Below are 14,382 nucleotides of genomic sequence, written 5' to 3' on the forward strand. Positions count from 1 at the left end.
ATCTTGGGATGCTGGCAAATGAGGTGGGGCGCCAACGGAGCAACACCCCGGGTAAACCGGTGCGAACGGACCGTTCGCGTGCTCAAGGCTCCCAGCGCAGCAGCGGCTTGCCCGCCGTCGTGCGGATCTCCAGCGCGGCGATGTCGGCGCGGTGCCACGTCGTGGCGACGGAGATCTGCGCGGTGTCATCGGGGATGGCCCGCCAGCTGGCGAGTTCGTCGACCTGGCCTTCCCGGTTGACCGCGACCAGCAGGTAGTCACCCACCTTGCCGCCGTCGTAGCTGCACTTCATTTCAACCCGTGAGCCACCGGGCACGTCTTTGACCTGCGCGACCGCCTCGACCGGGAACTCGCCGAGCGCGACCATCGCACTACCGGGTTCCTCCTGCGCCGTCAGTGGGAAGGCCACCACCACGACCAGCGCCGCGGCCGCCGCGAGCGCTCCCGCGGTCGTCCACCTGCGGCGGAGTCGAATCCGGCGAACCCGCCGCATCAGCGACGAACGCAACCCGCGCGGCTCGCGCGCGACCGGGTTCAACGCGTCGGCAGGCACCTGCGACAGCAGTCCGGGCAGCCCGGCCAGTTCCCGGACGGCGCGTGCGCACTCCCGGCAGACCTCGAGGTGGGCTTCGAACGCGTAGCGGTCTTCCGGGGTAAGCGCGCCGAGCACGTAGGCCGCGTCGTAGGACGCGAAGGGGTCATCGTTCACCGCACGACCCCCTTCTCCTCCAGCGCCAGCTTCAACGCCCTGAGCGCATAATGCGTCCTCGACTTCACGGTGCCTTCGGCGACCCCCAATCGCCTGGCCGCGTCGGCGACCGAGAGGCCCTGGAAGAAGCAGAGCACGAGCACCTCGCGGTGCCGCTCGGACAACTGCCCGAGCGCCTCCGCCACCAGCCATCCCTGCAACGCGCGTTCGGTGTCGTCGGGTACGGCCTGCTCCGGAGGCGCGTCGGTGGTGACCTCGGCTCGGGAGGCCGCCGAGCGCCAGTCGTCGATGGCGATGCGGCGCGCCACGGTGAACAGCCAGGCGCGTGCCGATCCCTGTGACTGGTCGAGCACCCGGGGGTGTTTCCAGGCACGTAACAGTGTTTCCTGCACGACGTCCTCGGCGCGAGCGGTGTTGCTGCCGGTGAGGCTCAACGCGTAGGACCAGAGCGCGGCCGCGTGGTCCGAGTGCAGCGCGCGCATCAACTCGTCTTCCGGCGCGTCCTTCACACCCGGGCGCCGTCCCGGTCGCGCACCGCGATCGCCGCCAGCCCGAACACCACGCAGGCTCCCTCGGCGACGGCCGCCCACACCTGCGAAGAGCCCCAGAAGAGTTCGTTCCTCATGCCGAACAGGCCGACGGTCACCGAGAGGAAGAAGGCGCCGAGGGTCACCGCACCGAACCCGGCGGCGGCCAGCAGCGGCAGCCAGTGGCGCCAGAACAGCACCGCGAGCGCGATCACCACGCCCGCCACCACGTTGACCAGGAACAACGGGCCGATCAGGTCGATGTCGCGGTACCCCAGCTGCCAGAGGTCGAAGTGGATCCACGCGGAGACCAGCAGCCCCGCGACCACCAGCAACCGTAACGCCCATGTGAACATGGCCGACTCCCCTGCGCGCGTGTGGAAGGACACTACTTCCACCACACGGGCGCGGCACCCCGTTGGTTCAGTCGGCGGACCGATTTTGAACCGAATCGGTACCCGCATCGTGTGAGAGGGCATGACTGCCGAACAACACACCCGCCGCACCGTCCTGGTCACCGGAGCCGCCGTCGCCGGTGTGGCCGCCGGCACGGCCGCGCTCACGGCGTGCGGAACGGACGACTCCCCGACCACCGCCGCCGGCAACGGGGCGCTCGTCGCGCTGGCCGACATCCCGGTCGGCGAGGCGAAAGCCGTCAAATCAGGTGACCAGGAGATCATCGTCGCCCGCCCGACCGATTCGACCGCGGTCGCGTTCAGCGCGGTGTGCACGCACCAGGGCTGCGCGGTCAAGGCCGAGGGCAAGGACCTGACCTGCCCGTGCCACGGCTCGGTCTTCGACGCCCTGACCGGAGCGGTCCGGCAGGGTCCCGCGGAGACGCCGCTCCCCGCGGTGGCGGTGAAGGTGGAGAACGGCCAGGTGCTCAGCGCCTGAACCGAGCGGCCCCGGGAGCCGAGCTCAGCTCCCGGGGCCGTCCGCCGATTCCGGCTCAGTCGTTCCAGGTGAACAACGCGTCGCCCTCGGTGACCTCGGTGCCGGTCTTCAGCGACGAGAGCGCGTCGGCCTGGGCGTCCAGCGCGACCACCGGGACCACGGCGGAGTAGCCGGCAGCCGTGACCGCCTCCGGGTCCCAGCTGATCAACGGCTGGCCCGCGCGCACGGCCTCGCCCTTGACCACGTGCAGGGTGAACCCCTCGCCCTTCTGCTGCACCGTGTCGATGCCCAGGTGGACCAGCACCCCGCGGCCGTCTTCGGTGGACACCACGAACGCGTGCGGGTGCAGCGTGACCACGGTGCCGTCGACCGGGGAGACCGCGTCGGCCCGGCCGCCGGACGGCTGCACCGCGATCCCCGGGCCCACCATCGCCTGCGCGAAGACCTGGTCCGGGACCTCGCTCATCGGTACCGTGCGCCCGGCCACCGGGCTCTGGATCTCCAGGCTCACATCAGGTCCTGGATGTCGCTGGCGATCGTGTCCGCCTCGGGGCCCACGATGACCTGGACCACCGAGCCCATCTTCACCACGCCCATCGCGCCGGCCTTCTTCAGCGCCGCCTCGTCGATGACCGAGCCGTCCTCCAGCTCGCAGCGAAGGCGGGTGATGCAGCCCTCGATCTCGATCACGTTGTCCGCGCCGCCGAGCGCCGCGAGGATCTGTTCCGGCCTGTCGTCCGCCACCGGTGACCTCCTGAAATCCGGGCCCGGCGCATTCGCGCCAGGCACAACTACGCCGATCGCCGGTACCGGTGCCGATCACGAGCACGAACTCGTAACGGCTGTTGACACCCGATCAGTCAGCGGAGCATTCTGCCCCATCAATGAATGGTCTAGACCGGAACGTACCAATCTTCGCGCTCCGGTGCGAGCACCAGGGGCCCGGAGTCGGCGGAAGGAGGTGGAGGGTATGAGCGCAGCGGCGTTCCCCTCCCGGCCCGACCGCGTCGTCGACGGTCCGACGCCGAAGCACGCGCAGTTGCGGGAGATCCTGCGGCACGCGGTCGAGCGAGAGCTGCCACCCGGCTCCCCCATCCCGTCCGAACGGGAGCTGGCGGAGCGCTACCAGGTCTCCCGGCTCACGGTGCGCTCGGCGATCGGCAAGCTGGTCGAAGAGGGCTTGCTGTCCCGGGTGCGGGGCAAGGGCACGTTCACCGCCAGCCGCCGGATGGAGCTGCAGCTCTACCTCATGTCGTTCACCGACGACATGCGCCGCCGGGGCCTGGAACCGACCACCGAGGTGCTCGGCACCACCACCGAGGTCCCGCCCGCGGCCACCGCGAGCGCGCTCGGCCTCGCCGAGGGCGCCACCGCGCTGCGGCTCAAGCGGCTGCGCCGCGCCGACGGGGTCCCGCTGGCCGTGGAACGCGGCTGGTACCACCCCGTCAAGGTGGCGGGGTTGTTCGATCTGGACCTCACCCGGTCGCTGTACGCGCAGCTGGCCGAGCAGGACATCCGCCTCGACCACGCCTGGCAGACCGTCTGGGCCGAGTCGGCGGACAAGGAGACCGCACGGCTGCTCGGTATCCGTACCGGCAGTCCGCTGCTCGTCTTCCGCCGCGTCTCCAGCATGGCCGGAGCGCCGGTGGAGGACATGACTTCCTGGTACCGGGGAGATCACTACCAGGTGACTATGCAGTTGGACCGGAGTTCCCCGGATTCCGGTAACCCCGCCAAACATGGAGGTACCCGATGAGCGCCACCACAACGGGGGCGAGGGGTAAGGGGCTGGCCGGTCTGCAGCGGTTCGGCCGCAGCCTGATGCTCCCGATCGCGACCCTGCCGGCCGCCGGCCTGTTGCTGCGGCTGGGCCAGGACGACCTGCTCGGCAAGGACGGTCTCGGCTGGGACAAGGTCGCCGCCGTGCTCAGCGCCGCGGGCGGTGGCCTGCTCGACTGGCTGCCGCTGCTGTTCGCCGTGGGCATCGCGGTGGGCTTCGCGCGCAAGGGCGATGGCTCCACCGGTGTCGCCGCGGTCGTCGGCTTCATCGTCTTCAACAAGGTCGTCCAGGTGTTCGCGCCGATCAACGAGCTGGAGGGCTTCAAGGAGGGCTGGTACCTCGCCCCGGTCAAATGGCCGTACTCGGTGCTCGCGGGTGTGATCGTCGGCCTGGTCACCGCGGTGCTGTGGCAGCGGTTCCACCGCATCAAGCTGCCCACCTACCTGGCCTTCTTCGGTGGCCGCCGGTTCGTGCCGATCATCAACTCGCTGGTCCTGCTGGTGCTGGGCGTGATCTTCGGCCTGATCTTCCCGGTCATCGACGCCGGCATCCAGAACATCGGCGAAGCCGTGACCAGCAGCGACGTGGTCGGTGGCGGTATCTACGGGCTGGTCAACCGCCTGCTCATCCCCGTCGGCCTGCACCAGCTGATCAACGTCCCGGTGTGGTTCATCTTCGACGGTGGTGACCTGACCAGGTTCCTCGACGGCGACCCGACCGCGGGTGCGTTCATGACCGGCTTCTTCCCGATCTTCATGTTCGCGCTGCCCGCCGCCGCGCTGGCGATCTGGCAGACCGCGAAGCCGTCGCAGAAGAAGGTCGTCGGTGGCGTGATGGTGGCCGCCGCGTTCACCTCGTTCCTCACCGGTGTGACCGAGCCGATCGAGTTCGCGTTCATGTTCGTGGCCTGGCCGCTGTACCTGATCCACGCGGTGCTGACCGGCATCTCGATGGCCTTGGTCAACGCACTGGACATCCACCTCGGGTTCTCGTTCTCCGCCGGTGCCATCGACTTCGCACTGAACTCGACGCACCCGGCGGCGAGTTCCAACGTCTGGCTGCTGATCCCGATCGGCCTCGTCTACGCCGTGATCTACTACTTCCTGTTCCGCTTCGTCATCGTGAAGTGGAACCTGCGGACCCCGGGCCGCGAGGAGGACGACTCGATCGAGGCCGACCTCGACGCCACGGCCGCGAAGTAAGCGCACAACGGAAAACAAGCACCACAAGGAAAGGACGGCTCAATGCCGGAGCGACGTGTCAAGGTGGCGAGCAAGGTGGGGCTGCACGCCCGGCCGGCCGCGCTGGTCGCCAAGGCCGCGGCGGCCCAGCCGGTGGCGGTCTCGATCGCCAAGGACGGCGGCACTCCCGTCGCGGCGGGAAGTGTGCTCAGCCTGATGACGCTGGGCGCCGCCCATGGCGACGAAGTGGTGATCACCGCCGAAGGCGAAGGCGCGGAAGCCGCGATCGAGGCGGTGGCTGAATTGATCGAGAGCGACCTCGACGCGTAGCAGGAGAGCCGAAAGCCGCCCCGGGGCCTTGCCTTGGGGCGGCTTTCCTGTGCGCCCAGCGTTCCGGGCGCTCAACTGGCCATTGGGCACTTTCGCCAGTAGTGAGGGCCCAGCCGAACAGTCCTCTGCCTCACCTATCTCCAGCCCGCACACTCGACCCGAACCACACACCACAAGCACCTGACCAGGCGATTCCCCAGCTCTCGGCGACGACGGCCCGGCCTCCGGCCACCCCACCGTAACCGCCACCCACGACAATTCAGCGAGGCCAGTCGCACGTCACGATCGTGTGATTCGAAATGACGGACCCGGCGGATACCGTCGAGGCATGGAAACCAACACCACGAAGCCGTCCGAGCTTCACCACGTCATCACCGAACTCCAGCAGAACGAGAAGGAGATTTCTCGCCTGCACGCACGAAGGATGAAGCTGGTCGCCGAGCTCTGCCGAAGAGCCGAAGTCAGGCGTGGCTTACCCGAAGAGCTGTCCCTGGCGCTGTCGATGACCAAGCATCGGGCCGCGGCCACCATCGCCGCCGCCGAGACGCTGACCGCCCACATGCCCAAAACGCTTGCCTTGCTGGAGAAAGGCATCATCCCGCTGACCGTCGCCGAACGCGTTCGGGACGCCACCAGCTGGCTTCCCGACAGCAAGCTGCCCGAGGTCGACACCATGCTGGAGGATCTGCTCGTAGGCCGGAATCCGACGCAGGCCAGAAGGGTCACCAATCGGGTGGCCGCCAAGGTCGATCAGGAAGGCCACGCCGATCGCGCCAAGGGACGCCGCCGGGGCCGCCACGTGCGTTTGCGCCACGGTGACGCCGGTTATGCCTCCCTGGCGGTCAGCTCGGCGCCGGTGGAGCAAGTCGTCGCCGCCTTCAGCAATGTCGACCAACTGGCCCGGCGGCTGAAGACCGCCGATGAGGAACGCACACTGGACCAACTCCGCGCCGACACGATGCTGGATCTGCTGATGGGCAAGCAACTCGGTGGCGAACTCCAAGCTCACTGCTATCTCTACCTGGACGCGATGACCTACGCCGGGCTCAACGACAAGCCGGCGGAACTCGCCGGGCATGGCGTGATCCCCGCCTGGCTCGCCCGGGAGATCTGCAGCGGTCGCAAGACCGTCTTCCAGCGACTCATCACCGAGCCGCGGAGCGGTCAGCTGACCGAAGTGAGCGATACCCGTTACAGCGCGTCGGAGAATGTCACCGAGCTGGTCAAGGTGCGCGACCGCGAATGCCGGCGGCCCGGGTGCACCCGACCGGCCAGGCCGACAGAAGTCGAACTCTGCGACCACCACGGCGATCCGACTGAGACCGCACACGTCGGACTCTGCACCTCTGATCACACCCTTCAGCACGTCCGGGGCTGGCACCACGCCATGGCGGCCGACGGCACGCTCACCGTCACGACCCCGAGCGGCGAGACGTACACGAGCACACCTGAACCACTGCACGAGTCGCGCAACACACCGGCTGACGCCGCGGCCGCCGGTGGCGAGCACGGGCAGCCTCAGTGCCGCTGCGCGTGACAGCCGCCACCCGAACCAGCACGACCGGCTCATCAGCCCGCCGAACCTCCTTCCAATGGGCACAGACAAGGAGATTCCGGCGAAGCAGAAGTGTGCGCTACATGCACAGGGCGCTGCAAGCAATCACGCGAAGAACGTCACATTCGAAACGCCAAGTGGACAGCCGACCACCGCGCAGACAGTGACTTGAACGTTCGGCGGACATCGCGAACGATCCCGACAGCAGCACGCACCCGAATCGACGCCGGACTTTGTGACAAATGGCGGCATAACAGGCCGCCGATCGCATCAAGCGCGTCCGATCGCCGAACGACCTGCGTTCATTCGGTGGATGCGCTGAATGTGGCGCCGGGCGGACACTGAGAACGGCCGATGGCAATGTCGCCATGCCCGCTGCACGAGTCCCCACCCCCAAGGCCAACACTGCCTGCCCAAGGAGGTCAACGACATCAAGTCGCCGAGGGTCGCCCGCACCGTTTCTTCGGACGAGCACTGAAGTATCCCTGAACCATTCGCCCGAACGACCCGGCGGCCATATGGAGCAATACGTGAACGCCGCCACGACTCCAGGGACGCCACACTGGATCGCCGGTGTATGTACCAACAATGACAGCACGCATATTCGCCCATGCAACTTCTGAGTACTGTTGATAACACTGTTGGCATGGCGCAAGCAACGCACTACACTCGAGCTCCGTCGGCGGAACATTGTCTCATTCGGCCGCCACCTCCACGCCGTAAGACAGACTCGTTCTTTACGGCCACCCGGGTAATTCGGGGATTCTCTGACGTGGTCCAGGCTATTAGACGCGGCTTTGATGTCTTTCCCCGCTGGAAGGAGTGTTCGTTGTCCCCGTGCGAAGTAGCCGGTGCCTACCCGCCCCCAACGCCGGCTCACGACAAGGCGCAGGTGACTTGCCCGAAGGATCTCAGTGTCTACAACCTCGTGCTTCGTCCCGGCGACGCACAAGAAATTTTGATGGCACTGGCCGAACGTGGTCCGGTGCACTGGGATCCATACGTATCGGCGTGGCTCGTGTGCGGAGTGGACGAAGTACCCCTAGTGCTGGCAGACGAACGGTGCTCATCGGAACGGCTCAATGTCGACCAAGCCCCGCGGCTCGGCAGCGGCGCCGATTCCACTATGGATGCCGTGGTGGCTCGCATGATGCTGATGAAGGACGGCAGCGAACACCTGAGGCTGAAGAAGGTCGCACGAGCCGCGCTCACTCCACAACGGATTCGCGCCCTGGAACCCTGGATGCGCGAACTGGCGGCTGAACTGCTGCCGTTGGATCGGTCAATCGACCTCGACTTCGTCGACGGGATCGCGCGAGCCTTTCCGTTGCGCGTGTTGGGCAGGTTGCTCGGGATAGCGGAGTCCGACCTGGACCTGGTGCTCGCTGGGTCCGACGCGATCACAACCATTGTCAGCGGGTTGGACCACACGATAGATCCTGAGGTACACCGTCGCGCCCGGACACTCTACGAGTACGCGTTGCGGCTCGTTCGCGAACGTCGAGCGACTCCCGGCGATGATGGCGTCAGTGTACTCGTACGCGCTGCCGACGAGGAGCATCTCGACGACTCCGACATCGCAGCCAACCTCGTCATGCTGATCGCCTCTGGCCACCAGACGATGCCGGGATTTCTCTCCATTACGCTGCACGATGCGTTGACAACCGCGGGACCACCAGAGTTCGAGATGAGCACTGCGCTCGCCAAGGCCACCCCGTCTCGTTTTGTGGGCCGGGTCGCAACTCAAGACGTCGAAGTTGGCGGATGCCGCATCCAGGCCGGCGACAAGCTCCTCGTTCTGCTCGCTGGAGCGAACTGGCAACTGCTCTCGTCCGGTCGTGAGGCCCGCCACCTCGCCTTCGGATATGGACGCCATCGGTGCGCCGGCGCTGCGATGGCGGAACTCGAGATCGAGGTCATGTTCGAGCGGATGGCCGAAGCGCTGCGGACCGGGGCTTGCCTGGCCAGCGAAGGTGTCGAGTGGAACGGTGACGCGAACCTTCCATCACTCACGAAACTTCCGATCCGGTTGCACGCGCCGACTGCGGCGAACTTGTCGCCGTCCGGCGGGTGAGCCGGGTGCGCATCGGCATAGTAGGTGCTGGCGCAGCGGGGTCCAGTGTGCTGGACATGCTTGTGCACCATCTCGGAGATGTACTGGGAGCGGCGGTCGACCATGAAATCGCGGTCTTCGACCCGCGTCAGCCGTTCGGGCCGGGGCGCGCCTACCAGCCGGGCAGCGAAAAGGCGCTGCTCAACTTGCCGGCACGGATGATGTCGGTACGGCCTGGTGAGCCCGAACATTTTGTGCAGTGGCTTCGTCGCCATGAGTCCGGCGCTGTGACAGGTGAGGGGTTCGTGTCCCGCAGCGTCTACGGGCGCTACCTCGAGGACGTAGTCGAGACTGCGGTGGCGGTGGGCCGTCGGCGTGGGATGGGGATCGCGCTGGTCAGCGACCGAGGGGCGTCGCTTGCTCGCGAAGCCGGCGGGTTCGTGTTGCGCACGGCTGCTGACGGCGAGCACCTGTTCGACGCCGTGTTCCTGTGCCTGGGAACGACCGAATCGGCGGACATCTACGGGTTGGTGGGGCAGCCAGGCTTCGCCAACGAGCCATATCCACTCGACGAAACGGTGTCACGAATCGCGCGTGACGAGACAGTCGCAGTGCTGGGCACCGGGCTTACCGCGATCGACGTTGTCCTGCAACTGGCTTCTGCCGGCCATAGAGGACAAATACTGGCCATCTCCCGGAGTGGCTACTTGCCCGGTGTTCGCTATCCCGGCGCCGGTCCCGCTCTGCTCGCAATCAACGACGACTCGGTTCGCGACCTCGCCGGAGCACGAGGCCGCCTGTCCTTGGTGGACATCTTTCGCATGCTTCGAGCGGAGTTCCGCGCTCATCAGGTGCCGCTGTCCGACCTGTGGCGCGAACTGCGCGAGGACGAAGCCCCGGAGAAGCGCTTCCTTCGCCATGCTGACAAGGCTCAGGACGGGCCGCCCTGGCACATGCTGCTCGTCGCCGTTGCCCGGCACCTCTCCGACAAGGCGTGGAGCTACTTCGACGACAGCACCAGAGCCGCCTTCCTGCGCGATTGGCATGGTGTCTGCAACAGACTGTGCGCGCCCATGCCCGCGGAGTCCGCCGTCAAGTTGACGGACCTCCTGCACACGGATCAACTTCGGCTCGTGGGTGGCATCGACAAGGTTGAGGCCGCTGAACCTGGGTTCCTGATCCATGCGGGCTCAGACCACTACTTCGCCGATCGCATCGTCGACTCGGTGCGACCGCAGGTGCCGCCCCTTCCCCGCCAGGCGAAGCAACTGGTCGGCTCAATGATTCGAAACGGCCTCGCCGAGGCTCATCCGTTCGGCGGCATTCGCATCGACGCGGACACCGGGCTCGTGCGTGACGCCACCGGCTCGACCGTTCCCGGCCTGTACGCACTCGGCGAGTTGACCGTCGGTGAACGTTACGTGGAAACGACCATTCTCAGCGCCATCACCCGGCGTGCGCAGCAGGCGGTGCAACACCTCATCGACCGCGACCGGCCCTGAGACAGGAGCGATGATGACTTCGTGCGTCGGCCTAGCCGGCCGAACCGTAGGCGATCTGATCGAGCAGCGGATCCACGCACAAGGCGACCGGGCCTGCGTGTCCGCGGTGGACGGTCAACTGGACTACGCCCAGTTCGGGGCCGCTATCGAGCAGATCGCCCGTCAACTCGCTGAGTGGGGCCTCGTCCAGGGCGAGCTGGTTGCCGTCGAGATACCGCGTTCGGCGTTGGGCATCGCGGCCACGTTGGCGGTGTGGCGAGCGGGTGGCGCGTTCCTGCTGGTCGAGCCGACCTTGCCTGAGTTGCGGCGGGCCGAGCTGATCCAGGACGCGGGGGTGCGGCTCACCGTGTCCGCTGCCGAAGACCCGGCAGTGGGCGCGTTCAGCGCGGCGGTCGAGATCGTCGAGCGTGGTGTGTGGCAGCGCCCGCCGGGTGTCGATCCAGCTGAACTGGCGTACGTCGTCTACACCTCCGGATCTACCGGGAAGCCGAAGGGAGTGCTCGGCCGCCATTCGGCGCTGGTACCGGTTGTCCGGACAGCCGAACGCCACTTCGGCTGGCGGGCGAATGACCGGGTGGCCGTGCTCGCTCCTCAGCACGTCGAAGCGGCGATCTTCGAGATGATCGCGCCGCTCGCACTCGGCGCTCAGCTGTGCGTGCCTTCAGAACGCCAGCGTCTTGCCGGACCGGAGCTGGACCGGTACTTGCGGGAGCAGCAGGTGAGCGCTCTGGTCGCCACACCGTCGCGGTTGCAGGAGATGGACCCGGACCACTTCCCCGCGCTGCGAGCCGTGGTCTGCGCCGGGGAGGAACTTCCGTCGGAAGTCGCGCAGCGCTGGGCGCGCGGGCGCTTGCTCGTCAACAGCTACGGGGTGTCGGAAGCGACGATCGCGAGTACGTACGTGGAGATCGATCCGGACGCGCAGCGCGTTCCGATTGGACGGACGTGCGACGGCAGCGAGATTACCGTGGTCAACGAGGCGCTGCGCCCGGTTGCCGACGGCACACCCGGTGAGCTGGTCATCGGCGGTGCTGGGGTCGCTCTGGGATATTTGGGGTGCCCGGAGCTGACCGCGGAGCGGTTCATCCAGATCGACGGCAAACGCGTGTACCGCACCGGTGACCGCGGCGTGCGAGAAGCGGATGGGCTGTTCTACTTTCTCGGCCGCACTGACGACCAAGTGCAGATCGGCGGCTTCCGGGTCGAACTCGGCGAGGTACGGGCTGTGCTGCGAGGGCACGCGGCGGTGCACGACTGTGTGGTGCACGAGGACGCCGGACGGCTGGTCGCACATATCGTGGCTGAAGGCGGCGGCGAGTTGGACGTGGCCGTGCTGCGCCAGTGGTTGTCTGCGCGGCTGCCCTCGTACATGATCCCGGCGTTGTTCAATCAGGTCGACGAACTGCCGTTGACGGCCTGGGGCAAGGTCGACCGGGCCGCACTGCGCGCGCCGGCCGGGTTCGGCGACGTTGGGAGTCTCAGCGCAACCCAGGCGGCGCTGGGGGCGATCGCCGCCGACCTGCTTGGTCTGGAGCGGTTCGATCCGGCCGACCTCCGGTCGGATCTCTTCCTGCTCGGCATGACGTCTTCGCTGATCACCCGGTTCGTCCGGCGAGTCGCTGCCGATCTCGGCACCGAACTCAGCCCGGTCGACGTGTTCCAGTACCCGACGGTCGCGGAGCTGGCCGGCGTCGTCGATGGGAACGGGGCAGGCTGATGGCCGGGCGAGGACATTTGTGGTTCCCTCAGGTGGACCGGCGGGAACGGCCCGAGGTTCGGCTGGTTTGCATCGGGGCCGCCGGTACGGGTGCATCGCAGTTCACCGCGTGGTCGGCGGCGTTGGCCGAGTCGATCGAGGTCTGGCCCGTTCTGCTACCGGGGCGCGAACGCCGGATCCATGAGGCGCCGTTGCGCAGGCTCGACCGGATCACCGACGAACTGGTCGCGGAGTTGCTTCGGCTGGTCGAACCGGGTGGACCGCATTGGGCTTTCTTCGGGCACAGCTTCGGCGCGCTGGTCGGCTACGAGGCGGCGCGAAGGCTGCTTGACACCACGGACGAGGCGGTTGACGGGTTGATCGCCTGCTCGATGCCGCCACCGCACTTGCAGGCGAAACGGCTGCCGGTGGCGTCCGGCGACGACGGCGCTCTGCTCGACTGGGTCCGTGCGTCCGGTGGGGTGGACGAGGTCCTGCTCGGCGATTCGCGGTTCGCCAGCTGGTTGGCCGGGGACCTGCGAGCGACGCTGGAATGCCGCCGGTCGTACCGGGTGGACCGAGTCGTGCCATTGGACTGCCCGGTGCTGGTCGCGGCCGGTGCCGAGGATTCGCAGGTGTCCGAGGACGACCTCGATCAGTGGCGATCCTGCACGACCGCCGCCTTCGAGCGGGTCACGGTCGGGCGTGGGCACTTCTTCCTGCGAGACCACCAGCGGGCGCTCCTCGATGTGGTCGGCGACCGGCTCACCCGGTGGCACTCCGCACGGTCCAGCAGTTCCTGATGGGAGCGGTCATGACAGGAGAACGCACACGACCGCCGGTGGCGCCGGGCGGGCGCCCGGTGTTCGGGCACGCGCTGCGGTTGTTCCGGCGGCCGCTCGAGTTCGTCGATCGGCAGCGGGCCTGCGGCGAGGTGGTGTCGTTCCGCCTCGGGCGGGAGCCGGCGTTCCTGGTGAACAGCCCCGCCACGGTGCGCGAGTTGCTCGTTGAGCACAACCAGGTGACCCGGAACGGAGTGCTCTTCGAAAAGCTCAAGTTGCTCGGCGGGGACGGGATCGGCAGTTCGTGGGGTGAGCCGCACCGGCAGCGGCGGCGCATGCTCGCGCCGTTGTTCACCCAGGAGCGCGTCGCCGGGTATGCCGCGACGATGCGGGCGGCGGCCGAAGAGCAGATGTCGAACTGGGTGGACGGCCAGCCGCTGGAACTGCACAGCGAGTTGAACGAGATCGCCGCCGCCATCCTGGTGCGGTGCATGTTCGCCTCGGACGCCGGCAGTGAGTCCGCCCGGGAGGCCGCGCGCTGGCTGCCGATCGTGTTCCGCGGTGTGGGCAAGCGCGCCTATGCCCCGACGGGACTGCTCTACGCGCTGCCGACGCGGTCCAACCGGTTGTACGCGGAGGCGGGCAGGCGGGTGCACGACCTGATCGACGAGGTCATCGCGGTGTACCGGGCCGAGGGCACGACGGGTCGCGACATGCTTTCGGCGTTGCTCAGGGCGCGCGATCCCGACACCGGGGAGACGCTCAACGATCAGCAGGTCCACGACGAGGTCATGACCATGTTCTTCGTCGGTACCGAGGTGTCGTCGGCCGCGTTGGGCTGGTTGTTCCTCCAGTTGGACCGGCACCCCGAAATCGCGGATCGCGTGTTCGGCGAACTCGACGACGTGCTCGGGGATCGGCCGGTCGAGTTCAACGACGTGCCGAAGTTCAGATACGTCACGCGGGTCGTGCACGAGACGCTGCGGTTGTACCCGCCGGGATGGTTGTTCCCGCGGATCCCGACGGTCGACATCGAGGTCGGCGGCTACTCGATCCCGGCCGGGGCGAACGTGTTCTACAGCCCCTACGTGCTGCACCGCGATCCCGCGCTGTTTCCCGAGCCCGACCGGTTCGACCCCGATCGGTGGCTCCCGGAGCGGGCGAGCCGGCTGCCGCGGGGCGCGTTCATCCCGTACGGCGAAGGTGTGCGGGTGTGCATGGGCGGTTCGTTCGCGGCGGCGGAGATGCTGATCGTGCTGGCGGTGCTGCTCCGGCGCTGGCGGCTGCCACTGCGGGCCGGTGCGCGAGTGCGGCCGATCGCGTCGACCACGTTGCACCCGGACCACCTGCCGGTGGTGGCGCACCGGCGCTGA

Annotated in this window: 15 protein-coding genes; 10 read left to right on the top strand and 5 right to left on the bottom strand. The window is 67.6% G+C overall.

Annotation, left to right across the window (positions count from 1 at the left end; all coding sequences use genetic code 11):
* Positions 1 to 82: 82 nt before the first annotated feature.
* From AC07EG_RS08625 to AC07EG_RS08635, 3 genes are read right to left on the bottom strand one after another with little or no spacing between them, the layout of a single operon-like run.
* Entirely contained in the window at positions 83 to 709 is a 627-nt protein-coding gene (locus AC07EG_RS08625) for an anti-sigma factor family protein (RefSeq protein ID WP_478252396.1), read from the bottom strand.
* The gene (locus AC07EG_RS08630) at positions 706 to 1,218 is read right to left on the bottom strand and encodes a sigma-70 family RNA polymerase sigma factor (protein WP_478252397.1); all 513 of its coding nucleotides are present in this window, start codon (positions 1,216 to 1,218) and stop codon (positions 706 to 708) included. Before AC07EG_RS08630 ends, AC07EG_RS08625 begins: the two co-directional genes overlap by 4 nt.
* Entirely contained in the window at positions 1,215 to 1,592 is a 378-nt protein-coding gene (locus tag AC07EG_RS08635) for a hypothetical protein (protein WP_478252398.1), read from the bottom strand. The genes AC07EG_RS08630 and AC07EG_RS08635 overlap by 4 nt, the downstream gene beginning before the upstream one ends.
* A gap of 121 nt (positions 1,593 to 1,713) precedes the next feature.
* Between AC07EG_RS08635 and AC07EG_RS08640 the strand changes: the two genes are divergently transcribed.
* Positions 1,714 to 2,130: a QcrA and Rieske domain-containing protein gene (locus AC07EG_RS08640; RefSeq protein WP_478252399.1), complete on the top strand. Its 417-nt coding sequence runs from the start codon at positions 1,714 to 1,716 to the stop codon at positions 2,128 to 2,130.
* A gap of 55 nt (positions 2,131 to 2,185) precedes the next feature.
* Here AC07EG_RS08640 and AC07EG_RS08645 read toward each other — a convergent pair whose 3' ends face one another.
* The gene (locus AC07EG_RS08645; protein WP_478252400.1) at positions 2,186 to 2,641 is read right to left on the bottom strand and encodes a PTS sugar transporter subunit IIA; all 456 of its coding nucleotides are present in this window, start codon (positions 2,639 to 2,641) and stop codon (positions 2,186 to 2,188) included.
* Entirely contained in the window at positions 2,638 to 2,874 is a 237-nt protein-coding gene (locus tag AC07EG_RS08650) for a PTS sugar transporter subunit IIB (RefSeq protein ID WP_478252401.1), read from the bottom strand. The genes AC07EG_RS08645 and AC07EG_RS08650 overlap by 4 nt, the downstream gene beginning before the upstream one ends.
* Before the next feature lie 226 nt (positions 2,875 to 3,100).
* Here AC07EG_RS08650 and AC07EG_RS08655 point away from each other — a divergent pair, with 226 nt between their 5' ends.
* The 9 genes from AC07EG_RS08655 (at position 3,101) to AC07EG_RS08695 (ending at position 14,382) form a co-directional block, all read left to right on the top strand.
* Complete coding sequence (locus tag AC07EG_RS08655) at positions 3,101 to 3,886, top strand: GntR family transcriptional regulator (protein ID WP_478252402.1); 786 nt, start codon at positions 3,101 to 3,103, stop codon at positions 3,884 to 3,886.
* Entirely contained in the window at positions 3,883 to 5,112 is a 1,230-nt protein-coding gene (locus AC07EG_RS08660; RefSeq protein WP_478252403.1) for a PTS transporter subunit EIIC, read from the top strand. The genes AC07EG_RS08655 and AC07EG_RS08660 overlap by 4 nt, the downstream gene beginning before the upstream one ends.
* A gap of 42 nt (positions 5,113 to 5,154) precedes the next feature.
* Positions 5,155 to 5,421, top strand: coding sequence for an HPr family phosphocarrier protein (locus AC07EG_RS08665; protein WP_478252404.1), 267 nt, complete (start codon positions 5,155 to 5,157; stop codon positions 5,419 to 5,421).
* A gap of 328 nt (positions 5,422 to 5,749) precedes the next feature.
* A complete protein-coding gene (locus AC07EG_RS08670; protein ID WP_478252405.1) occupies positions 5,750 to 6,958 on the top strand; it encodes a DUF222 domain-containing protein in 1,209 nt (402 codons plus the stop codon).
* A 910-nt stretch (positions 6,959 to 7,868) separates the two neighbouring features.
* A complete protein-coding gene (locus AC07EG_RS08675) occupies positions 7,869 to 9,050 on the top strand; it encodes a cytochrome P450 (protein WP_478252406.1) in 1,182 nt (393 codons plus the stop codon).
* Positions 9,051 to 9,055: 5 nt separating this feature from the next.
* The gene (locus tag AC07EG_RS08680; RefSeq protein ID WP_478252407.1) at positions 9,056 to 10,531 is read left to right on the top strand and encodes an FAD/NAD(P)-binding protein; all 1,476 of its coding nucleotides are present in this window, start codon (positions 9,056 to 9,058) and stop codon (positions 10,529 to 10,531) included.
* Positions 10,532 to 10,544: 13 nt separating this feature from the next.
* On the top strand, positions 10,545 to 12,248 hold the full coding sequence (locus AC07EG_RS08685) for a non-ribosomal peptide synthetase (RefSeq protein ID WP_478252408.1): 1,704 nt from the start codon (positions 10,545 to 10,547) through the stop codon (positions 12,246 to 12,248).
* Complete coding sequence (locus AC07EG_RS08690; protein ID WP_478252409.1) at positions 12,248 to 13,030, top strand: thioesterase II family protein; 783 nt, start codon at positions 12,248 to 12,250, stop codon at positions 13,028 to 13,030. The genes AC07EG_RS08685 and AC07EG_RS08690 overlap by 1 nt, the downstream gene beginning before the upstream one ends.
* 11 nt (positions 13,031 to 13,041) lie before the next feature.
* Entirely contained in the window at positions 13,042 to 14,382 is a 1,341-nt protein-coding gene (locus tag AC07EG_RS08695; RefSeq protein ID WP_478252410.1) for a cytochrome P450, read from the top strand.

It is taken from the genome of Amycolatopsis sp. NPDC045836, from assembly GCF_056431745.1.